Raw genomic sequence first — 20495 nt, forward strand, 5'->3', positions numbered from 1 at the left:
GCCCGATCAGTGAGATCTCTCCATTCCGCTGCGCTACCATTGACAAAAACAGGTTTGGAGCCGCACCAACCGGAGGGTCATCCCGACCGCAGTGGAGGGATCTCCCGCTTCCAGTACCCAATCCCTTTCAGAGGACTTTTTATAACAACAGGAGATCCTTCGACTCCGCCGCGCTGCGCTCAGGAGGACCTCCGGGTGGTAGCCTCCGGCTACCATTGACTTCCATTGACAACATCTATTTGTCATCTCCGCTACAAGGTGTTTTCGCAAAAAACTTCTTTCTCAGAATGACTGCCGCCGCTGCGCTCCCGTCGGGATGAATGTCATCCGTCATTCCGCTCCGAGCCGTTTCAGACAGCATCATTTTTCTCAAATGTAAAAATATTCTGAATCGCTTTTTTCCGTTACCCTTAAGAAATAAAGGCAGCGGCGCTTCACGGCATGCGCACGACATCTCCCACAATTTTGCGGGCGGTCCGAAGCGTTCGCGTAAAAATCACTAATTTCGGTGCCGGTCTCTACCATTCTTAAATGAAAAGTAACCTGTTACGGGTATTGGCGGCAATCGCCCTCGTTGCCCTCGTTAATCTTGCTGCGTCATTCTTCTATTTCCGACTGGACCTGACCTCGGACAAACGCTACACGCTTTTGCCTGCCACCCAGTCATTGCTTAAAAACCTTGACCGGGACATCAATGTCAATGTGTACCTTTCGGGCGAGTTCCCGTCGGCATTTGAGCGCCTGGAAAGTGCCACCCGCGAAACGCTGGAAGAATTCAGGTCAGCATCGCGCGGAAAGGTTTTCTTTCAATTCATAGATCCGTCCAGGGCCGCTACTGAAGAAGCACGGCAGGAAAACTACAAAAAGCTGATTGAAATGGGCATTTCCCCCACCAATCTCTTTATGAATGAAGGCGGGAAACGTTCGGAAAAGCTGATTTTCCCTGCAGCGACCGTACAGGGTGACTCCTTGACCATACCAGTCCAGCTGTTAAAAAGCAACCGCAGCAAAACTTCGGAAGAACAGCTTAACCAGTCGTATGAAAACGTCGAATTCCAGCTGGCGGCGGCGATCCGCGATATCGTCCGGCCGGAACGCAAAAAAATTGGTCTTGTAGTAAGCCACAGCCATCTTCCCCCGGGGCGGTTTGCAGACATTATCGCCAATCTCCAGCTTTACTACGACGTTTACCTGGACGTCAACAAGCCCGGTTCCTATCAGGGCCTCGACGCACTCATGGTCATGAAACCCGACTCTGCATTCTCGGAGGAGGAAAAATACAGCCTGGACCAATATGTGGTGGGCGGCGGTAAAATTATATTTTTTGTGGACGGAGCCAGGGTCGACAGCGTGGCTTTACAGGGTTCCTACGCGCAACCGCTCGATCTTAACCTGGGCGACTTATTTTTCAAATGGGGGGTTCGCGTCAACAATGACCTGGTGAAAGACATGAATGCCGCCATGATCCCGCTTAACGTAGGCAACATTGGCGATAAACCGCAAATCCAACCTGTACCATGGCGATACTTCCCGGTTTTATCCAATTTCTCAAATCACCCCATCACCCGTAATTCAGCGCCGCTTTATACCCGTTATATCAGTTCGATTGATACCATCAATACGCCGGGAGGACTCCGAAGACATCCGCTTCTGTACACCTCTCCCTATACCCGGCTACTCCGCACCCCACTTTTACTCTCCTACAACGAAGCGAGGCAACAACCTCAACCCCAGGAATATGCCCAGGGAGTAAAACTGGCAGGCGTTCTGATAGAAGGAGATTTTCAGTCACTTTACAGCAACCGGATACTGCCTTCCGATCCGCGGCATTCGTCCTTCGTTGCTTCAGGAAAAGGTGGAAAAGTTATTATCTGCTCGGACGGCGACCTCGTGGTGAATGACATCGACTACGAACGCGGCGTCCCGCTTCCCCTCGGTTACGACAAAGTAACGCGTGATGTGCTGGGCAACCGCGACTTCGTTCTGCTGGCAGCAAATTACCTCACCGATTCGGAAGGTGTTATCCTCGCCCGGAATAAGAACATTGACGTCAGGCTCCTCGATAAAATAAAAATTGCGGCCGAAAGGCCGCGGTGGATGGCGTTCAACGTTATTTTCCCCCCGATGGCAATTTGTATTGCCTGCGGCCTGATCAGCTTTCTTTCAAAAAGAAAATTTCGCACCAGGACGTCTTAGAGTAAGCGCATTTTTTCCTATTTTTGGCAAATTCAATTAACCGATTAGCAAAAAACACATGAAGTTTGTTGTTTCGTCATCAACACTCCTCAAGCAGTTGTCAATGATTAACGGGGTGGTTTCGACGAATCCCATCGTGCCCATTCTGGAGAATTTCCTTCTGAACGTCGATGGAAATAAGCTCACTGTCACCGCTTCGGACCTGCAAACCGTTATGACAACGGAAATAAAGGTAGAATCAGAAGACAAGGGAGCGATCGCAATCCCTGCCAAACTGTTACTGGATACGTTGAGAGGATTGCCAGAGCAGCCAGTTACCCTGAAGATTGATCGTGAGACCTTCGGAACAGAAATTGTTTCGGAAAACGGAAGGTACAAGCTCTCCGGGGAAAATCCGATAGACTTCCCGAAAACTCCGGCTATTTCACGGGGTCAAACCATAGAAATTTCTTCAGCAGCACTGGGCACCGCCATTTCGAATACCATATTCGCCACCAGCACCGATGATCTGAGACCGGCGATGGGCGGCGTTTTCCTCCAGATAGGTACCGAGAACACAACGTTTGTGGCAACAGACGGGCACCGGCTCGTGCGCTACCGCCGGACCGACATCAAGTCTGACACAGACACCTCGATGATTATCCAGCGTAAGGCGCTAAACCTGCTTAAAGCCAGTTTGCCTGCCGATGACAGCCCTATTCACGCGGAATTCACCACATCAAACGCATTTTTCAATTTCGGCAATATTCAAATGATTTGCCGACTGGTTGACGAACGCTTCCCTGATTTTGAGAACGCCATTCCGACCAATAATCCCAATACGCTTACCATCAGCCGCCATGAGATTCTCAATTCATTGCGACGGATCTCAATTTACTCCAATCGCTCTACTTACCAGGTACGCCTGAAAATGACGCTTAATAACCTCGTCATCTCGGCGGAAGATTTGGAGTATGCCAACGAAGCCAACGAGCAGCTCGCGTGTGAGTTCAATGGTGACGACCTGGAGATTGGGTTTAACGCCAAGTTTCTCATCGAAATGTTGAGCAATCTCAGCTGCAATACAATAACATTTGAATTATCACAACCCAACCGTGCAGGTTTGATTATTCCGGTTGAGCAGGATGAGCATGAGGATTTCCTGATGCTGGTCATGCCCGTGATGCTGAATACTTATTGAACCGTAGGGTATGAAAGAAACGGTAAAGGGCCGGCTGTGAAAACCACAGGCCGGCCCTTTACCGTTTCAGGACAAATTAAGACAGTCTGCCCGCCGCAACAAAAATCAATACCCAGCCCAGGATCATCAGCAAGCCTCCGATCGGGGCCGTAGCGCCGAATTTGGTAATACCTGTGAAGCAAATCGCATACAACGACCCGGAAAAAATCAGTATCCCTCCAATAAAGGAATAACCGGACCAGGTTAACAATTTTGTATCACCACCGACGAATTTCATAAGAATGCCCACCAGGACAAGCGCCAGTGCATGATAAAACTGGTACCTGACCGCCGTTTCAAAAGTTTCGAGACGATTGGCCGCAGACAAAGAAGCTTTCAAAGCGTGTGCGCCAAAAGCGCCCAGTACCACTGCTAATGCGCCGAACAAAGCGCCGGCCTGAAGAAAGAATTTCATGGGTATGAAAGGTTTGAGGTGTGAGTGGTGAGGTTTGAGGTTTGAGGTGTGAGGTGTGAGGTGTGAGCTTTCATGGCTCACCACTCAAACCTCACCGCTTAAAAACCCGTTTGGGTGGCGACCAGGTCTTCGAGGGTTTCCCTTCTCCGGACCAGGCGGGCAACTCCTCCGTCAATCAGGACCTCTGCTGGTCGAAAACGTGAATTATAGTTAGAGCTCATGGAAAACCCATAAGCACCTGCATTTTTGAATGCAAGAACGTCGCCGGGCCTAATTTCATTCAGCATCCGGTCTTCAGCGAAATTATCGGTCTCACAAATGTACCCCACAACATTGTACAATTTCAGGTCTCCGGCCGGGTTCGACAAATTCAGGATGTGGTGGTACGAACCATACATCATAGGCCTGATCAGGTGGTTAAGACCGGAGTCTACATGGGCGAACGTTTTAGCGGGATCTTCTTTTACAACCGTAGTCTTTACCAGTAAAGTCCCGCATTCGCTTACCAAAAACTTACCGGGCTCTACCCAAAGGTTAAGCTTGCGCCCGTAGGACTGGCAAAACTCATTAAAACGATCCGAAATCTTCCGCCCCAGTAACTGCATATCGGTTACAGCGTCATCAGGACGATAGCTCACCTTAAAACCTCCGCCAAGGTCAATTACCTCCAGATCAGGAAAATTGGCAGCCGCATTAAATACCACTTCCGCCACCTGGAGAAAGGGCTCGGCATCTTTGATATCGGAGCCGGTATGCTGGTGAAGCCCCGTGATTTTAATGTCGTATTGCCTGACAACTTCCAGTATTTCATCCATCAGCAGCACGGAAATACCAAATTTTGATTCGGCATGAGCCGTCATAATCTTTGCGTTCCCTCCTGCCGCCACATTAGGCTTCAGGCGGATCATACAGGGTTTGCTGCTGCCAAAACGCTCTCCAAACCAGCGAAGCAGCGGAATACTGTCGGCATTAAGGGTCAGCCCGGCTTCAATTGCTTCTGCAATTTCAGCGAAATCGGCGCCACTGGGCGTGTAGGTTACTTCCCCAGCCGTAAAACCGGCCATTTCAGCCAGCTTGAACTCCTGTAACGATACCACATCCAAACCTACGCCCAACTCCCGCATCAGACGCAAGATCGCCAGGTTGGTGTTCGCCTTGCAGGCAAATTTTATCCTTAAGTCCGTACCTGAAAAAACGTCGCGAAGCGTTTGAACCTGGCGCCGTATCACCGACCCGTCATATACATAAAGTGGCGTGCCAAACTGCGCGGCTAATGCAATCAAATCAATCCCCTGAACTACCGGATTGTTGTCAAAATTGGACATAAAATATTTTTACTCTTTTTGTAGCTGTTATCGTTGGGTTGCTCAATCAAAGAAACTTGTCGAGGTATAAGGCCATTTCTTCCTGTATTTTCTTCGCCTCCGCTTTCGCCTGTTCCGCAAAATCGCTCCCATTCCCGGCGTAGATAATTCCCCGTGATGAATTTACAAGTAATCCTACCGAGCGGTTCATACCGTGCCGGGATACTTCCTCGAGGCTCCCTCCCTGCGCACCGACACCCGGTACGAGCAGAAAATGCTCCGGTATTATCCTCCTGATTTCGGCGAGATCAGCAGCCTGTGTCGCGCCTACCACGTACATCAACCGCTCCGCTCCCTCCCACTCCTGCGAGGTTTTCAACACGGTTTCATAGATTTTACCCGTACTGGTCTCGAGGCGCTGAAAATCCGCACTCCCGGGATTAGAAGTAAGTGCCAGTAGAATGGTCCATTTATCACGGTACCGGAGAAAAGGGCTTACTGAGTCATATCCCATATAGGGCGCTACGGTCACCGCATCGAAATCCAGTCCTGAGGCCGATTTATCGAAGAAAGCGCGGGCATACAACCCGGAGGTATTCCCGATATCGCCCCGTTTCGCATCCGCAATCGTAAAATGCGATTTGGGAATATATTCGAGCGTTTTTTGGAGTGTCTCCCATCCCTTTCCGCCCATCGCCTCGTAGAATGCGATATTCGGCTTGTAGGCGACACAAAAGTCGGCTGTAGCATCAATTATTTGCCGGTTGAATTCAAAAACCGGATCTTTACCGCTCCTGAGAAAGTCCGGTATCAGCGTGATGTCGCTATCCAACCCAACGCATAAATAAGATCGTTTCGCAATAATATGCTCGTAAAGCGCCTGTTTATCCATTTGATGATTAAATATACCGGTGAAATTACAACCACTTTCAATAGATTCATAAATTTGCGGTTGAATAAACGATTCGCAAGCACATTGTTTCAACGAGGTAGACTATGCAGGTAGAAATCCGGAAGACGTCAATAGACGGTTTAGTGGAAATATTTCCCAGGTATTTCGAAGATGAGAGAGGGCTTTTCTTTGAATCCTACAACATAAATTCATTTGAACGGCACGGGCTTCCTACCAACTTTGTTCAGGACAATCAATCTTTCTCCCACAAAGGCGTACTGCGCGGCCTGCATTTTCAGGTGGCACCATTTGAACAGGGCAAACTGGTAAGGGTTATTCAGGGCCGGGTATTGGACGTCGCCGTGGACATCAGGCGGGAGTCGCCTACTTTCGGGCAATACGAACTCTTCGAGCTTGATGGCGTACGACACAACATGGCATACATCCCCGGAGGTTTTGCGCACGGCTTCCTTGCACTGGAAGACAGCATTTTTTCATATAAGTGCACCAATGTGTACGATAAGGCATCAGAAAGAGGAATCCGGTGGAACGACGAAGCACTCGGCATCAATTGGGGAATTTCCAACCCGATTGTGTCTGAAAAAGACCAGGTTCTGCCTACTTTCCGCGAGTATTTCGAGCTTCACTCACAGCGGTAGCACTCTATTTTTCCCAGAGTTCTTCGATGAGCTTCTGAGCCACCTTGCGAGCTGAATTGGGATTTTGTCCTGTGATAAGCCTTTCATCCATTTCAATGTGCTCGGTAAAAGGTATCACGGTTTTCGTGAAGTGCGCGCCCTTTTCAATGAGCTTGTCTTCTACATAAAAAGGCACTTCCTCACTGACGAAACTGACCAGCTTCTCCTCCATATTGGAAAACCCGGTCAGGTAGCGGTCTTTTACAAACCACGAGCCATCAGCGTTCCTGACGTTCAGCAGCCCGGCGACTCCGTGCCCGACTGCGGTAATCGTTCCGTTCGCCTGGTAGACTGCCTCGATGAATTTTTGTAACGGTTCATTCCCGGGCAGGTCCCAGATAGCGCCATGACCGCCAACCAGGTACACAACACCGTATGGCTCCGGATCAATTGACTCGAGCGCAGGTACCCGGTTAAGCGCGTCCATGAATGCCTCATTGCCAATATAGCGCTTCACTATTTCATCTTTGGAGTCCTGGCTCTTGGGGTCTACCGGCACTACGCCGCCGCCCGGTTTTGTTATATCAACCGGGATTCGCTTCTCTGTCAGTACATCGAAAAAGTGAATGAGTTCTCCCAGCCAGATTCCTGTGCGGGTGCCCTTTCCGGGAAAAACCTCAACTCCGGTACAAACGACAAGCGCACGCATACACAGCCTGGTTAAAAGTTAAAGCCAAGAGTCAACAATCCTGAGACGTCACGATAAGTTGTCCGGCCGGCATCAGATCCCGCAAAAGTCTGGAAGCCCAATTTCTGATTTCCGGTTACCACGGCGGCATCCGCAAAAAACTTGTTGCCCCTGTAGCCGATCCCCCCGGAGAAACTGATACGATCTTCCTTCATGTCCACAATTTTTCCGGCAAACGGGTCCGCGAAATAAGCGGCCCCGGCCCTCACGCGGAAAGTCTGGTGACGGATTTCTACGCCCAGCCTGGGATTTACAACATTTTTGTACCATCCGTCCAGGTTATTCCAGCTACCGTCCGCTTCGCGGTCGTGGCTGATTTTCATCCCTTTATAGCCCACATAGTCGGCTGAGGCGGTCACAAATCCAAGTTGGCCGGGCAGGAACCATGTTCCGCCCAGAGACGCCCGGAACGGCCCGGTTTGGGAATAATCAAAATCCCATGGATTCGTGCGTCCGACAGTAGGAAGATCGTCGGCCTTGATAAGCTCAACCGAGGCCCTTTCATACAAGGAGCGACGAAGTCTCATAAACGTAGGGGTCGAAAGATTAAGCCCGAACTGAAAATCGGGGTTCAGTTTGTAGATTGCGCCCAGGGTAAAGTTGAAACCATTGCCCGACATATCTGCCCATTGCTCGTAGCGGGTACTTTTAAATACCTCGCCCGACAAATAGCGCTCGTCAAGCATTTGATTCTGGCTGTTGGAAATTCTGCTGAAGCCAATTGAACCACCTATATAAAGCTTGTCGTCATAATTCCCCGCATAGGAAAAGGTCCATTGCGAATGGCTTCCTTTATTGTCCACATACCCCGACGGGGCCACCGGGCTGGTGCGCTCGGTTGGAACAAAAGGGGCATTTGCCTGATCGCTTTCAGGGTCAAATGCATAGAGGTTATAATAGACTCCTTCAAGATAATCCAGGTAAATCTCCCCTGTCTGACTGTCTTCCCGGTACCCGGCTTTCAACTCATTATCAGAAAAACTATTGGCGCTGCTTGCGATATGATCGATGAACCTACGGCCCGTGGAATTACCGGCATAGCCGTAACTGCGCCTGAAACTCTGCTGACGGTTAAAAGAAACCCCCATAGCGGTCCCTTTCCATTTTGATTGCGAAAATCCGCGGTTCCGGTTCGCAATTACCAACGATACGTTACCCAGAAAAGCGCCGTTTTTTGATTCCCTGGTTGCCGTATTAAGAAACCGACTGTCGGATTTGCTCGACTCAAAGCCCGGTGTAATGGACACCTCGGAGCGTGAATAAAAAGCCAGGCCGGCTGGGTTGGCAGTGATTGAAGAGGCATCGCCGCCCAACGCAGCATGTCCGCCTCCAAGCCCCTGAAACCTGGCAGTTCCGTTGACATTAATTTCCGAAAATCTGAGTGCATTTTCCTGGTACTGGGCCTTCAGGGTTCCGGAAAACAGAAAAGCGCCCGCAATGGTGCCAAGGACCAGTTTTTTACGAATATAGGGTCTCATGGATTTCAATCTAATACAAATTCCAATACGTTAATATAAACGAAATACCCCTCAAAATATGATCTTTTGAAGGGTATTTCTCATAATCAGTTAAATTCCGGTGTTATCTGGGGCCACGGCCGCCGCCTCCGGACGAACGCATGCTACCTCCGCCACCGCCGCCGGAAGGCGCGCTGTAGCTTCTTGAGGGAGCCGAAGGTGCGCTATAGCTCCTGGAAGGAGTGCTATAGCTTCTCGACGGTTCACTGTAGCTTCGAGAAGGCGTATTGTAGCTCCTTGATGGCGACGAATATGAATCTCCGGAAGGCGCAGTATAAGTCCTTCCGCTTCTTGCCGGCGTCGAATAACCTGATGACGGCACAGAAGAACGGCCACTCTCAGATGAGCGGTAGACCGCCCCGCTCCTGGTACGCACACCTTCGGAACCACTGTAGCTGCCACTTCTGTTAGAACCCGGATTGGCATAATAATAATTACCGTTAGTCGCGGCGCCTCCACGTGGTCCTGCCACCCGGCTGCTGCTGTTTCCTGCCGATACCCTGGAGGAAGCCGACGAAGCAGCGCGCGGACGTGAGTAATAGCTGCCATCCGAAACCCTTGCTCCCGAGCCGGTTCTTGCACCCGTACGGTTAACTGTCGTATTGTTAGTGCCTTCTCTCACAGAACGTGAATTGGCAACAGTCCTGGAGACTGCGTTACCACTGGCACGCGGACCATAATTCCGTGAATTATTTCTGCTCTCACCGTAATTGTTGACGATAATGGGGTAATAATTAGACCACATATAGGGGTTGTAGCCATACATTCCACCGTAGAAGCCGGAGCCGAACCCACCATAGTAAGGATATCCGTATCCGCCATACATAAAGGGATCGCCCCACGCCATTGAATTCCAGTAAGGATCATAGAAACTTCCCCAGCGATTCCACCTGTTCCATCCGAAAGGACTGTATCCCAGGCTGATCATACTCCCCATTCCAAGGCGGAAGCCTACATTAAATCCGGGGTAGCCCCACATCGGGTACATGCCACCCATAAAACCGCTGTTAAAAAATCCGTTGTTACGGCCGGCATAGTAGCCATCAGTAAAACCGGCGTTATAGCCTACTTCTGCCGAAGTATTTCGCTGGATATTACGCGCCGTAATATAGTTCTCGTCGTAATACTGATCCACAACCTCCGGGCTCGCGTCTTCTGCCTGATAGTCCGGGTTCACATTGGGATCAGCTCGTCGGGCAGATCGTTCCCCGGCCACAACCGCCGGTTCGTCGTATCTCCCTCCGTAAAGATCGTCATAACCTCCGCGGCTGGCGGTGTACTGATTATACGTACAGCCACTAACTGCGAACAGCACGGCAACTGAAAGGTATTTTATTGAACGTATTGTCATGGCACTTATCTGGTTATGTAATTTCATCTTCATATTAAAAGGAGCGAGCGGTGAGCAGCCAACCCTTTACCGGGGTCTTTTGCAATACTTTCAGGCTCTCGCCCCTTCATCTGCCAACTCCACTTTAATTTCTTAACTATATAGACACCAAAAACCCTAAAAAGGTTTAAACGGAAATCCCGATTTTTTTTAGGCCGCCCATCCACCTGAATTTGTCAGGGCCGTTACCCCGGGGCGGAATACTTTCAACAAATATAACATAAAAAACTATCTTTGCAACCTTCTGGCGCCGGCGATTGCCGGCACTGCTTTTATTCAAATTAACACTGCTTACGCATGAGCAAATCGTTACCAACCCGCAGCGAAAACTATTCGGAATGGTACAATGAATTGGTGAAGCGCGCCAATCTGGCAGAGAATTCTGCCGTCCGCGGGTGTATGGTCATTAAACCTTACGGATATACAATCTGGGAAAACATGCAGCGGGCGCTGGACGACATGTTCAAAGCTACCGGCCATACCAATGCCTATTTCCCGCTGTTTATTCCCAAATCCTACCTGAGCAAAGAAGCGAGCCATGTCGAAGGGTTTGCCAAGGAATGCGCTGTAGTAACACATTACAGGCTAAAAAACGCGCCCGATGGCAGCGGTGTCACAGTCGATCCCGCAGCAAAGCTGGAGGAGGAGCTCATCGTAAGACCTACCTCTGAAACCGTTATCTGGAGCACTTATAAGAACTGGATTCAATCCTACCGGGATCTCCCGCTACTCATTAACCAATGGGCAAACGTAGTTCGCTGGGAAATGCGGACCCGGCTGTTTCTGCGCACTGCCGAATTTCTCTGGCAGGAAGGACATACCGCGCATGCCACCCCGGCTGAGGCAATAGCCGAAACCGAACAGATGCTGGAAGTATATGCAACCTTTGCCGAAGAGTGGATGGCCCTTCCTGTACTGAAAGGTATCAAAACCCCGAACGAACGCTTCGCCGGTGCCGTTGAAACCTATTGTATCGAAGCCCTCATGCAGGATGGAAAGGCGCTCCAGGCCGGCACATCACATTTCCTGGGCCAGAATTTTGCCAAAGCTTTCGAGGTAACCTTCCAGAATAAAGAAGGCAAACTGGAACACGTCTGGGGCACTTCCTGGGGAGTCAGCACCCGCCTGATGGGCGCTTTGATCATGGGACATTCCGACGATCAGGGCCTGGTCCTTCCACCCAAGCTGGCGCCAATCCAGGTCGTCATCGTGCCTATTTTCAGAAACGAGGAGCAACTCGACCAACTGACGGAACAAATAAAGCCCCTCATCAGCGATTTGCGGGCAAAAGGAATCCGCGTCAAATATGACAGCAGCGACGCCAATAAACCGGGGTGGAAATTTGCAGAGTATGAGCTTCAGGGCGTGCCTGTAAGGCTCGGCATGGGAATGCGGGACCTGGAAAACAACACCGCGGAAATAGCCCGCCGGGATACGCAAACGAAAGAAACCCGGTCCCGCGAAGGTATTGTAACGCACATTCTTGATTTGCTGGATGAGATACAACGGAACTTGTTCACAAAAGCATTGAATTTCCGCGAAGCCAACACCCATCGCGTTGACTCTTATGAGGACTTCAAGGAAAAACTTGAGACTCAGGGCGGCTTTCTTTTGGCGCATTGGGACGGCACAACAGAAACCGAAGAAAAAATAAAAGAAGAGACCAAAGCAACTATACGCTGTATTCCGCTTGATGCGCAGGAAGAGGAGGGCGTATGCATTTATTCAGGCAAACCTTCATCCAGGAGAGTGGTATTTGCAAGGGCATATTAAGCACAACGGCCAACAAAGTGGCCGACGAGACGTTTATCAGTTATTACATCACTTAAATATAGCGACATGGCAAAGGCCCAAGAGGGAGATAAAGTTAAAGTACACTACAAAGGCACGCTTGCCGACGGCCACCAGTTTGATTCTTCAGAAGGCCGCGAGCCGCTGGAGTTTGTTTTAGGCAGCGGCATGGTCATACCGGGCTTCGACGAAGGTGTTACGGGCATGCAGATAGGCGAAAAGAAAACGATACTGATCCCGAGCGAACAAGCATACGGACCTGCCAACGAAGAGCTTATTATCAAGTTTGAGCGTGCAGAAATCCCGGCCGACATCCCGTTGGAGGTTGGAGGTACGCTTAACATGCACCAGGAAGGTTCCGGGCAGGTAATTCCGGTTGTGATCCGCGAGGTTACCGACGCGCACGTGATCCTCGATGCTAACCACGAACTGGCTGGAAAAGATCTTACTTTCGAACTGGAACTCGTTTCCATTGGTTAAATTTTTACGCCACGGATTCCAGCGAAGCACGTTTGGTGCTTTGATTTAAATAAACAACGCTTAGCTTTTGACCTGGTTGAGGATCAGACATCCGGCAAATTGGGTTAAAGGGGTTCGACGGGCTCACCCGCCATCCCGAAGGCAGCCTCCGGTAGGCAGCCTTCGACGAGCTCAGGCGCCTACCGGCATCCGCCATCCGGCAGGCACCATCCGGACGGCGCCTGAGCCTGTCGAAGGCTGATCTTTGGATACCCATTCAATAGAAGCCATGCGTTCCATTATCACGCATCTGTAACTCCGTTATACAGAATTCACAAATAAAAATAGAGACGCGTGAATTCGTGGCGTAAAACCTATGCCAGTCCGTACTTCTTCCCCGGCAGACATTTTACCACGCCCTTGAATTCAAGATTCAGCAGAATCGAGGCAATTTTCCCGGAGGAAAGACCGCTTTGCCACTGGAGCTCATCTATTTGAAAATCTCCCCCCTTCAGCAGGGCCAGCAATTGGCTTTCGTCCACTGAAAACCCTTCAAAAACAGATCGATTGCCTGTGCTTTCAAAAAGCGGCAGGGTCTGACCTGAAAAAGTTCCTCCCTCCCACCGGAGATCGGCGACCATTTCGCTAACTGATACAAAAAGAGCTGCTTTATTCTGGCCGATCAAGCGGTTACACCCCTCAGACATAGGTTGATCCAACCGCCCGGGCACCGCATAGACGTCGCGGTGATAGTTGGCGGCAAACTCTGCAGTGATCAGACCGCCACCTCTGGCAGCCGACTCGACTATAATCAGGACGTCGGACAAACCGGCAATGATTCTGTTCCTCGCCGGAAAACGTTGGAAATCAGGCCTTGTTCCCAATCCGCATTCAGTAACCACCCCGCCCTGGCCTACCATCTGTGCCGCCGTTTTAAAATGCGCCCGTGGATACACCATATCGGCCCCGTTCGCCATGACACCGACCGTATCGAGAGATGCCTTCAAGGCCGCCCTGTGCGCGACAATATCTACGCCATAAGCCAATCCGCTCACGATAAGCGGCGAAAAAGGCGCCAGGTCACGAACGATCCGATCGGTGACGGTTCGCCCGTAATCGGTTATCCTTCTGGTACCGACAATACCCACCGTCCGCCTGGTATTCAGGTCGGCGCCGCCTTCGAGGTACAACACAAGCGGCGCATCATACAGCGGAAGCAGCCTCCTGGGATAGTCTTTGTCCAGGTAAGTGACGATTGCAATACCCATCCGGCTACAATCTGTCATTTCCTTTTCTGCAATCCGAAGCGTTTCCCGCTTTAGCACGGTCCGGACCGTGTGCTCGCCAACCCCGGGAATTCGCGCCAGTTTACGGTAGCCGGCTTCGAAAACCTGCTTCACCCCGCCGCAATACCCGATGAGCTGCCGGGCAGTCACTCCGCCGATCCCGGGCATTTTTGCAAGTGCGAGCAAAAAAAGTGTCTGGTCTGATGATTCATGCATGTCCAGTCCGGTTTAAATCCCTGGTGGAAGAAATCGCCGGCGGCAGGCAAATTGCCGGCGCCGGTATTTTCTAGACTGCATCCTGATGCACCCCTTTCTTACCCTTCCTCCTTTCCCCCAATAGCAGGATATCGCTGGCAACAATTTCTGCAACGTGCTTCACATCCCCGTTTTTGTCGGTATAATCCCTGCAGATCAGCTTCCCTTCCACAACTACCTCCATTCCCTTATCGAGATAGGTTTCCACGATGTCGGCCATTTTGCCCCACGCGATGACCGAATGCCATTGCGTTTCTTTTATCCACTCCCCTGTCCCTGATTTGTACCGGTCATTGACCGCTATACTGAACTTTGCGAGCTTCCGTCCCGCTTCCAGCATTCTCACCTCGGGAGCCTGACCCAGATTACCGATTAATTGGATTTTGTTACGCAGCGCATTCATAGTCGTATAAGATTTAATTAATAAGTATAGTAGGAGGCCTTCCGGCCCAACCCTGCAAAGCTGGAAAATAAAAAAGGCTTAAAACAGGTAACTACCGTTTGTAACCGTTTCCAAGCGTTTACAAACGGTTAACAATCGTAAAATGATTAATTTTACAGATGAATCCGGCCCGGGGCTGGATTCATCACCGGCTCCACTGGCCTTGTCCCGGGGGCTTTTTCATACTATACGTACCATACAACATGATAAACTCGATCGAAAGGCATTGTCTTTTATGCCAAAAACCGGTTGCGGGCCGTTCAGACAAAAAATTTTGCGACGACTACTGCAGGAATACCTACAACAACCAGCAAAAATGCCGCCTGACCAATTACGTACGAAAGGTGAATAATGCGCTTCTCAAAAACAGGAAGCTGCTGGAAAGCCTGCTGCCTGAGCGCACCGATAAAGCCAAGGTCCACCGGGACCAGCTGCTGGACCTGGGGTTCCAGTTTCGTTATCACACGCACAGTATTGCGCATCCGAAAGGACGCCTCTACTTTTACTGCTATGAATATGGTTATGCTGCGGTGGAGCCCCAATGGTACCTCATCGTCCGGACGATGCCGGCGGGGGACTAATCAATAAAGCGCTTAAGAATGGGTGAGTAGGAGTCAATCCTCCTGTCGCGCAGATATGGCCAGGTTCTGCGGTAATAGGCAATTTTGTCGAGATCAATTTCCTGTACATATACCTCCTCCCGGTCATGAGAAGCTTTGTAAAGCAGCCTTCCATGGGGATTCGCCACGAATGAGCCGCCCCAGAACTGCTGCCCGCCCTCAGTGCCGACCCGGTTGACCGCCACCACATAAACCCCGTTGGCAACGGCGTGGCTTCGCTGGATCGTTTGCCAGGCATCGTATTGCTCCGAGTTGATCTCCGGATCGGTTTCTTCCAGGTCCCAACCGATGGCGGTCGGGTAAAAAAGTATTTGTGCGCCCATCAGGCTGGTGATTCGCGCCGCTTCCGGGTACCATTGGTCCCAACAGATCAGTACCCCGATTACCCCGAAACGGGTATTAAATACCCGGTACCCCGATGTATCGACAGAGGCTTCGGTAGCATCACCGGGCGTGAAATAGTATTTTTCGTAATATCCGGGGTCATCCGGGATATGCATTTTGCGATATTTACCGAGGTATGCCCCATCAGCATCCAACACCGCTGTGGTGTTGTGGTACAAACCCGAGGCCCGTTTTTCAAAAAGAGAAGCAATAATTACCACACCGAGCTCTTTTGCCAGTCCGGCGAGAACCTGGGTAGAAGGCCCCGGAATAGGTTCAGCAAGTTCAAAATTGGCCTGTGATTCCACATCGCAGAAATACAGCGAACGGAACAATTCCTGGAGACAAACAATGTTCGCGCCCCCTGACGCCGCTTCCCGGATCCCGGCGATGGCTTTGTTAAGGTTATCCTCCAGGTTATCTGAACAGCTCATTTGAACGAGCCCTATCTTGACCGTATTCATAATCAATTAGTGATTTAGCCTGCAAACATACAAATCATTCATGGCCTGCCCAACCCCGGAGAATCGGCAGGTATCAGTGCCCCTGCCTTTTCAGCAATCAGGGCCGCATCCTGCTTTCGCATGCAGTTAAAATGACCTTTGGGACAGGCGGCGGACCCGAAATTGCTGCATGGATTACAGCTCAGACCAGGCACCTGCGCCTCAAAACGGCGGGAAGCAAGGTAAGGCCAGACTCCGAATTTATCAGGAGAAGTGGCGCCCCAGACCGACACCACAGGTTGGTTCCAGGCGGCTGAGATATGCATCAATCCCGTGTCATGGGCGATCACCGCCGCCGATTGCTGCATCACCGAAACCGACTGGTTAAAGGAAAGTTTCCCGCACAAATCAACAACTTTTTCCTGTAATCCCGCGGCCACTTGCTGTGCAGCTCCGGCGTCTTCCGGTCCGCCGAGGAGTACGACCGGCAGCCGGAGCGTCTCGCAGATCAAACGTATCTTTTCCTCGGGAAGCCGCTTGGTAAAATGCTGCCCGCCAATAACGAATGCCACAAAATGTTTTCGGTGGGTTTCCGGCAGCAATCCGCAGTCGTACCGATCGCTTTCCCGCAAAAAATAGTCGACCGGCTTTCCGTCAGGCTTTACTCCAAGCGGTTTTATGGTATCTAGAATCCGGTCTACTACATGTTTGGCTTTCGGAAGCAGGTCGATCCCGAACCGCGTAATCAGGAATTTCTCCACAGAAAGCTTCCGATAAGCCAGCACTTTCCGCCCGAGCAATATCCGGAGCCAATAAGACCGCAAAGTCTTATGCAGATCAATTACATAGTCGAACCGCTCCTTGCGAAAAGCCTTAACCAGGTCGCGAAGATTTCCATCAAGCAGGTGGAGGTGATCGATGTAGGGATTGTCGGCCAGTACCATCGCAAATTTTTTCTTCACAACGTAGTGGATCTCAGCGCCCGGGTACTGGAGCTTGAGGCAGCGTATCAGCGGGGTAGTCAGCACAATATCGCCGATCGACGAAAACCTGACGATCAAAAACTTTGTCCTGTCCTTTCCCATTCGCCGGAAGTTTCTAATAATTGGTCCTGAGTCAATTTTGCGGGCCTTGGGTGTTTCCATCGTTTGTGGCTCCAAAGCCAGTTGTGCGGCTGCTTCAATATGCAGGATTCAAGATACCGAATCTGTCTTTCGAGAATTTCATTCAGCGGGAAAGAAGACGGTTGCGAGGTAAAAGGAATGATTTCCACTTCATAACATCCCCGCCTGCCTTCAATTTTGCTGATGTCACAAAAAAACACCTCCGCCTCATACTTTCTTGAAATGATTTCAGCTCCCCGGTAAACCCCCGTATCCTGGTTCAGGAAAGTCGTCCAGTACGCGGTTTTAGGATTGGGCGACTGGTCATTTACCAAATACACCGCATAGGGGTGGTCCCGTTCCTTTTCCAACTCTTCGTACACTTGCTTCATCGGCACCATGGTGCTTCCAAACCGGGTCCTGAGCTTTTTGAACCAGCTTTCAAACGAAGTACTGGCAAGTGGTTTGTAGACAACGATCGGCTCCACAAGATTCTTTGCAGAAATAAAAAGATTGGCCATTTCCCAATTCCCGCGGTGCCCCAACAGGCAAACCCCTCCCTTTTTGATCCGGCGCAGCGCCTGTTCAGAAGCTTCGGACATTACAATGCGCGACAACACCTCTTCGCGCGTACAAGCGGTAAACTTGATAGTTTCGACAATCAAGTCCGTAAAGTGAACATAAAACTGCTTTCGGATAACGGCCAGTTCCCGCCCGGTCTTTTCAGGAAAGCTCCGCCGTAGATTTTCGCGGATTACCTTTCTTCTGTAGCCCAACACCCGGAAAAGAACAAAGGCGGCCACATCGGAGATCCTGAACAATGTATTCCAGGAACTTCTTGATAATAAACCTATTATGAGAAAAACAACCCTCACACCTGTAAATAATCTGATTCAGTGGCAAAAATACGACTATTTCAAACATACCTGCCGCGAAAAATTGGATATCCCTATCCTCTTCGCTACCTTTGGACGGATTTCATCATTGACCATCAACTCTTTATCGCGTTATGTTTGAAGGGCTTTTTGACATCAAAAACGATCGCAGGCTCAGCATCTACCTGTACCGTTCGGGTATGCTGATCTGGTGCCTCTACCTGGTCGCCGGTTCACCTTCTCTGATCATTCTGGCAGAATACCGTGACGTTATCGGGGTTCTTTCCGGATTGATTCTGATCCTGGCTTTTGGTACGCATATGGTTTATGAATCCGTGCACCACAGAACAGCCTATCAGCAGAAGAAAAAATGGTTATTGATCGGTACTGTTTTCGTATCCGTACTGGTCTACGTAATGGCGTTTGGCGCCCCGTCACTTCCACAGCTCTGGCTGAAAATCCTGCAGCTGCTGGGTTGATCGCCTGCCCCGGTGCAGCCTGGTTTAAAAACTCCCTGAAAAACAGCTTACCCAAGGCAGAAAACATTCTTTTCAATCCTCAAGCAGCTTTTGTGATTTAACAAAATTGTATTACTTTTGCAACGATGTAAGAATTTAGGGTTATCTAAGAGGGGGTATAAGCCCCTTTTTTCATTAGTGATATGTCTTTAACGGAAGAGATTGGATCGATGCTGGAGCCTTACCTGGAAGACGGTAGGTTTTTTGTAGTCAGCCTGACTGTGAAACCGGTAAGGTCTGCTCATCATATTACGGTGCTGGTAGATAGTGACGAAGGGGTAACGATTGAACAATGTGCTTCAATCAGCAGACGCCTGGCGCACCAGATTGAAACCAGGGAAATATTTGGAGACGCATACAATATTGAAGTATCGTCCCCGGGTGTTGACCAGCCCCTTGTGCTCCCCCGGCAATACAGGAAAAACGTGGGGCGGGAACTGAAGATACAGCTGAAAGACGGCTCTACGGTGACGGGCAAATTAGCCGGCATCGGAGAAGATGAAGTATTGACCATCGAGCTTCCCAAGCCAAAGAAAAAACCGAAGGCCGGGGAACCAGAACCTGAATTATCGAAAACTATTCCACTTAGTGAAGTAACCAAGACAGTTGTTCAGATAAGCTTTAAATAGCTTTGCGACATTGCCAGGAAATTAATCAAGTCAGAGGAACATAGCATTGACAACCAGAACGAGAATAAATCATGGATAGCGAAGTATTAATAGAATCGTTTGCGGAATTCGCTCGCTCCAAAAACATAGATCGTCCGACCATGATCAGTGTCCTGGAAGAAGTCTTCAGGACTATGATCAGAAGAAAGTACGGCACGGACGAAAACTTTGACGTGATCATTAACCCGGATAACGGGGATTTGGAAATGTGGCGGACGCGGGAAATCGTTGACGACAATTCCGAAGAAATATGGGACTTCGATAAAATCCCTTTGGAAGAAGCCAAAAAGATCCAGGCTGACTTTGAAGTGGGTGAAGAAGTAGCCGAGGAGGTTAAGCTGATTGACTTCGGGCGCCGCCTGATCCAGACCGCCCGGCAAACGCTGATCCAGAAAATCAAAGACCTGGAAAAAGAAATGATGTACGAAAAGTACAAGGATCAGGTTGGCGAACTATTGACCGGCGAAGTCTATCAGACACTCCGCAATGAAATTATTGTGGTAGATCCTGAAGGCAACGAATTGAGCCTTCCGCGTACGGAACAGATTCCGAAAGACAGGTACCGGAAGGGCGATCATATCAAAGCGGTTATCCATAAGGCGGAGCTCAACAACGGCGCGCCCAAGATTACGCTTTCGCGTACTTCGCCCGTTTTCCTGGAGCGCCTCTTTGAAGTGGAGATTCCGGAAATTTATGACGGTCATATCCTCATCAAGAAAATTGTTCGTGAACCCGGCGAAAGAGCCAAGGTGGCGGTGGAGTCGCTCGACGACAGAATCGACCCGGTAGGCGCCTGCGTCGGGATGAAAGGTTCGAGAATTCATACAATTGTTCGTGAACTCGGGAACGAAAACATCGATGTTATCAATTATACTGATAACCTGGAGTTGTTAATCAGCCGTGCCCTGAGCCCGGCGAAAATTACGTCCATGCAGATCGACCGCGAAACCAAACGGGTTTCAGTGTTCCTTCGGCCGGACCAGGTTTCACTGGCAATTGGAAAAGGCGGGCAGAACATTAAACTGGCAGGTAAGCTGATCGGCATGGAGATAGACGTTTTCCGCGATGTGGAAGAACACTCCGAGGAAGATGTTGACCTGGTTGAATTCAACGATGAGATAGAAGACTGGATCATCGACGAATTGCGGAAAATCGGTTTGGATACCGCAAAAAGTGTATTGGCGCTCAACAAGGAAGAGCTTGTCAGAAGGACAGACCTTGAAGAGGCCACAGTCGAGGATGTTCTCGAGATTCTGAAAAAAGAATTCGAGTAAGCCCCGGCGAAACCCAAAGAGAGTATCGGTTGAGCTTTCTTTATATTTGTTAATTCCC

General features: G+C 50.1%; 21 protein-coding genes. 9 read left to right on the top strand and 12 right to left on the bottom strand.

The window, feature by feature from the left end; all coding sequences use genetic code 11:
- Positions 1-33: 33 nt before the first annotated feature.
- Positions 34-246 (bottom strand): hypothetical protein, encoded by a 213-nt coding sequence (locus ABD852_RS14305; RefSeq protein ID WP_345030030.1) that lies wholly within the window; start codon positions 244-246, stop codon positions 34-36.
- A gap of 285 nt (positions 247-531) precedes the next feature.
- Between ABD852_RS14305 and gldG the strand changes: the two genes are divergently transcribed.
- Positions 532-2196 (top strand): gliding motility-associated ABC transporter substrate-binding protein GldG, encoded by a 1665-nt coding sequence (gene gldG / locus ABD852_RS14310; RefSeq protein WP_345030032.1) that lies wholly within the window; start codon positions 532-534, stop codon positions 2194-2196.
- 58 nt (positions 2197-2254) lie between these two features.
- Positions 2255-3376, top strand: coding sequence for a DNA polymerase III subunit beta (dnaN, locus tag ABD852_RS14315; RefSeq protein ID WP_345030034.1), 1122 nt, complete (start codon positions 2255-2257; stop codon positions 3374-3376).
- Between the two features lie 76 nt (positions 3377-3452).
- Here the strand turns inward: dnaN and ABD852_RS14320 are convergent, their stop codons facing one another.
- The 3 genes from ABD852_RS14320 to pyrF all read right to left on the bottom strand — a co-directional run bounded on the left by ABD852_RS14320 (position 3453) and on the right by pyrF (position 6026).
- Positions 3453-3830 (bottom strand): DUF423 domain-containing protein, encoded by a 378-nt coding sequence (locus ABD852_RS14320; protein ID WP_345030036.1) that lies wholly within the window; start codon positions 3828-3830, stop codon positions 3453-3455.
- 98 nt (positions 3831-3928) lie between these two features.
- Positions 3929-5155 carry a diaminopimelate decarboxylase gene (gene lysA, locus ABD852_RS14325; protein ID WP_345030037.1) on the bottom strand — a complete coding sequence of 409 codons (1227 nt, stop codon included), beginning with the start codon at positions 5153-5155 and terminating at the stop codon, positions 3929-3931.
- 46 nt (positions 5156-5201) lie between these two features.
- Positions 5202-6026, bottom strand: a complete 825-nt coding sequence (gene pyrF / locus ABD852_RS14330) for an orotidine-5'-phosphate decarboxylase (RefSeq protein WP_345030039.1) — start codon at positions 6024-6026, stop codon at positions 5202-5204.
- 104 nt (positions 6027-6130) lie between these two features.
- On the opposite strand from pyrF, the gene rfbC reads away from it, so the two are divergent.
- Positions 6131-6685 carry a dTDP-4-dehydrorhamnose 3,5-epimerase gene (gene rfbC / locus ABD852_RS14335; RefSeq protein WP_345030041.1) on the top strand — a complete coding sequence of 185 codons (555 nt, stop codon included), beginning with the start codon at positions 6131-6133 and terminating at the stop codon, positions 6683-6685.
- 4 nt (positions 6686-6689) lie between these two features.
- Here the strand turns inward: rfbC and ABD852_RS14340 are convergent, their stop codons facing one another.
- The 3 genes from ABD852_RS14340 to ABD852_RS14350 all read right to left on the bottom strand — a co-directional run bounded on the left by ABD852_RS14340 (position 6690) and on the right by ABD852_RS14350 (position 10280).
- Positions 6690-7373 (bottom strand): type 1 glutamine amidotransferase domain-containing protein, encoded by a 684-nt coding sequence (locus tag ABD852_RS14340; RefSeq protein ID WP_345030043.1) that lies wholly within the window; start codon positions 7371-7373, stop codon positions 6690-6692.
- A gap of 11 nt (positions 7374-7384) precedes the next feature.
- A complete protein-coding gene (locus tag ABD852_RS14345; protein ID WP_345030046.1) occupies positions 7385-8890 on the bottom strand; it encodes a UPF0164 family protein in 1506 nt (501 codons plus the stop codon).
- 103 nt (positions 8891-8993) lie between these two features.
- A complete protein-coding gene (locus ABD852_RS14350; RefSeq protein WP_345030047.1) occupies positions 8994-10280 on the bottom strand; it encodes a hypothetical protein in 1287 nt (428 codons plus the stop codon).
- 336 nt (positions 10281-10616) lie between these two features.
- Between ABD852_RS14350 and proS the strand changes: the two genes are divergently transcribed.
- Together proS and ABD852_RS14360 are read left to right on the top strand one after the other, a co-directional pair.
- Positions 10617-12092: a proline--tRNA ligase gene (gene proS / locus ABD852_RS14355; RefSeq protein WP_345030049.1), complete on the top strand. Its 1476-nt coding sequence runs from the start codon at positions 10617-10619 to the stop codon at positions 12090-12092.
- A 66-nt stretch (positions 12093-12158) separates the two neighbouring features.
- The gene (locus ABD852_RS14360) at positions 12159-12590 is read left to right on the top strand and encodes an FKBP-type peptidyl-prolyl cis-trans isomerase (protein WP_345030050.1); all 432 of its coding nucleotides are present in this window, start codon (positions 12159-12161) and stop codon (positions 12588-12590) included.
- A 353-nt stretch (positions 12591-12943) separates the two neighbouring features.
- Here ABD852_RS14360 and dprA read toward each other — a convergent pair whose 3' ends face one another.
- A complete protein-coding gene (gene dprA, locus ABD852_RS14365; protein ID WP_345030052.1) occupies positions 12944-14071 on the bottom strand; it encodes a DNA-processing protein DprA in 1128 nt (375 codons plus the stop codon).
- A 70-nt stretch (positions 14072-14141) separates the two neighbouring features.
- Positions 14142-14513, bottom strand: a complete 372-nt coding sequence (locus ABD852_RS14370) for a single-stranded DNA-binding protein (RefSeq protein WP_345030055.1) — start codon at positions 14511-14513, stop codon at positions 14142-14144.
- A gap of 242 nt (positions 14514-14755) precedes the next feature.
- Here ABD852_RS14370 and ABD852_RS14375 point away from each other — a divergent pair, with 242 nt between their 5' ends.
- Positions 14756-15133 (top strand): DUF2116 family Zn-ribbon domain-containing protein, encoded by a 378-nt coding sequence (locus ABD852_RS14375; RefSeq protein ID WP_345030057.1) that lies wholly within the window; start codon positions 14756-14758, stop codon positions 15131-15133.
- Here ABD852_RS14375 and ABD852_RS14380 read toward each other — a convergent pair.
- The 3 genes from ABD852_RS14380 to ABD852_RS14390 are packed head-to-tail and all read right to left on the bottom strand — an operon-like array spanning position 15130 to position 17923.
- Entirely contained in the window at positions 15130-16020 is an 891-nt protein-coding gene (locus ABD852_RS14380; RefSeq protein WP_345030059.1) for a carbon-nitrogen hydrolase, read from the bottom strand. The genes ABD852_RS14375 and ABD852_RS14380 overlap by 4 nt on opposite strands.
- 38 nt (positions 16021-16058) lie before the next feature.
- Positions 16059-17084, bottom strand: coding sequence for a glycosyltransferase family 9 protein (locus tag ABD852_RS14385; protein ID WP_345030060.1), 1026 nt, complete (start codon positions 17082-17084; stop codon positions 16059-16061).
- Positions 17057-17923 carry a lysophospholipid acyltransferase family protein gene (locus ABD852_RS14390; protein ID WP_345030062.1) on the bottom strand — a complete coding sequence of 289 codons (867 nt, stop codon included), beginning with the start codon at positions 17921-17923 and terminating at the stop codon, positions 17057-17059. Before ABD852_RS14390 ends, ABD852_RS14385 begins: the two co-directional genes overlap by 28 nt.
- Positions 17924-18111: 188 nt before the next feature.
- Here ABD852_RS14390 and ABD852_RS14395 point away from each other — a divergent pair, with 188 nt between their 5' ends.
- The 3 genes from ABD852_RS14395 (at position 18112) to nusA (ending at position 20437) form a co-directional block, all read left to right on the top strand.
- Positions 18112-18456, top strand: a complete 345-nt coding sequence (locus ABD852_RS14395; RefSeq protein ID WP_345030064.1) for a hypothetical protein — start codon at positions 18112-18114, stop codon at positions 18454-18456.
- Positions 18457-18638: 182 nt separating this feature from the next.
- On the top strand, positions 18639-19124 hold the full coding sequence (locus ABD852_RS14400; protein ID WP_345030066.1) for a ribosome maturation factor RimP: 486 nt from the start codon (positions 18639-18641) through the stop codon (positions 19122-19124).
- Between the two features lie 71 nt (positions 19125-19195).
- The gene (nusA, locus tag ABD852_RS14405) at positions 19196-20437 is read left to right on the top strand and encodes a transcription termination factor NusA (protein WP_345030067.1); all 1242 of its coding nucleotides are present in this window, start codon (positions 19196-19198) and stop codon (positions 20435-20437) included.
- Positions 20438-20495: the final 58 nt, after the last annotated feature.

This window comes from Ravibacter arvi, assembly GCF_039540405.1.
GTDB lineage: Bacteria > Bacteroidota > Bacteroidia > Cytophagales > Spirosomataceae > Ravibacter > Ravibacter arvi.

Coding starts and splice junctions, on each gene's coding strand:
- ABD852_RS14305 (WP_345030030.1), bottom strand. CDS start 246: ATGACAAATAGATGTTGTCAATGGAAGTCAATGGTAGCCGGAGGCTAC.
- gldG (WP_345030032.1), top strand. CDS start 532: ATGAAAAGTAACCTGTTACGGGTATTGGCGGCAATCGCCCTCGTTGCC.
- dnaN (WP_345030034.1), top strand. CDS start 2,255: ATGAAGTTTGTTGTTTCGTCATCAACACTCCTCAAGCAGTTGTCAATG.
- ABD852_RS14320 (WP_345030036.1), bottom strand. CDS start 3,830: ATGAAATTCTTTCTTCAGGCCGGCGCTTTGTTCGGCGCATTAGCAGTG.
- lysA (WP_345030037.1), bottom strand. CDS start 5,155: ATGTCCAATTTTGACAACAATCCGGTAGTTCAGGGGATTGATTTGATT.
- pyrF (WP_345030039.1), bottom strand. CDS start 6,026: ATGGATAAACAGGCGCTTTACGAGCATATTATTGCGAAACGATCTTAT.
- rfbC (WP_345030041.1), top strand. CDS start 6,131: ATGCAGGTAGAAATCCGGAAGACGTCAATAGACGGTTTAGTGGAAATA.
- ABD852_RS14340 (WP_345030043.1), bottom strand. CDS start 7,373: ATGCGTGCGCTTGTCGTTTGTACCGGAGTTGAGGTTTTTCCCGGAAAG.
- ABD852_RS14345 (WP_345030046.1), bottom strand. CDS start 8,890: ATGAGACCCTATATTCGTAAAAAACTGGTCCTTGGCACCATTGCGGGC.
- ABD852_RS14350 (WP_345030047.1), bottom strand. CDS start 10,280: ATGACAATACGTTCAATAAAATACCTTTCAGTTGCCGTGCTGTTCGCA.
- proS (WP_345030049.1), top strand. CDS start 10,617: ATGAGCAAATCGTTACCAACCCGCAGCGAAAACTATTCGGAATGGTAC.
- ABD852_RS14360 (WP_345030050.1), top strand. CDS start 12,159: ATGGCAAAGGCCCAAGAGGGAGATAAAGTTAAAGTACACTACAAAGGC.
- dprA (WP_345030052.1), bottom strand. CDS start 14,071: ATGCATGAATCATCAGACCAGACACTTTTTTTGCTCGCACTTGCAAAA.
- ABD852_RS14370 (WP_345030055.1), bottom strand. CDS start 14,513: ATGAATGCGCTGCGTAACAAAATCCAATTAATCGGTAATCTGGGTCAG.
- ABD852_RS14375 (WP_345030057.1), top strand. CDS start 14,756: ATGATAAACTCGATCGAAAGGCATTGTCTTTTATGCCAAAAACCGGTT.
- ABD852_RS14380 (WP_345030059.1), bottom strand. CDS start 16,020: ATGAATACGGTCAAGATAGGGCTCGTTCAAATGAGCTGTTCAGATAAC.
- ABD852_RS14385 (WP_345030060.1), bottom strand. CDS start 17,084: ATGGGAAAGGACAGGACAAAGTTTTTGATCGTCAGGTTTTCGTCGATC.
- ABD852_RS14395 (WP_345030064.1), top strand. CDS start 18,112: ATGTTTGAAGGGCTTTTTGACATCAAAAACGATCGCAGGCTCAGCATC.
- ABD852_RS14400 (WP_345030066.1), top strand. CDS start 18,639: ATGTCTTTAACGGAAGAGATTGGATCGATGCTGGAGCCTTACCTGGAA.
- nusA (WP_345030067.1), top strand. CDS start 19,196: ATGGATAGCGAAGTATTAATAGAATCGTTTGCGGAATTCGCTCGCTCC.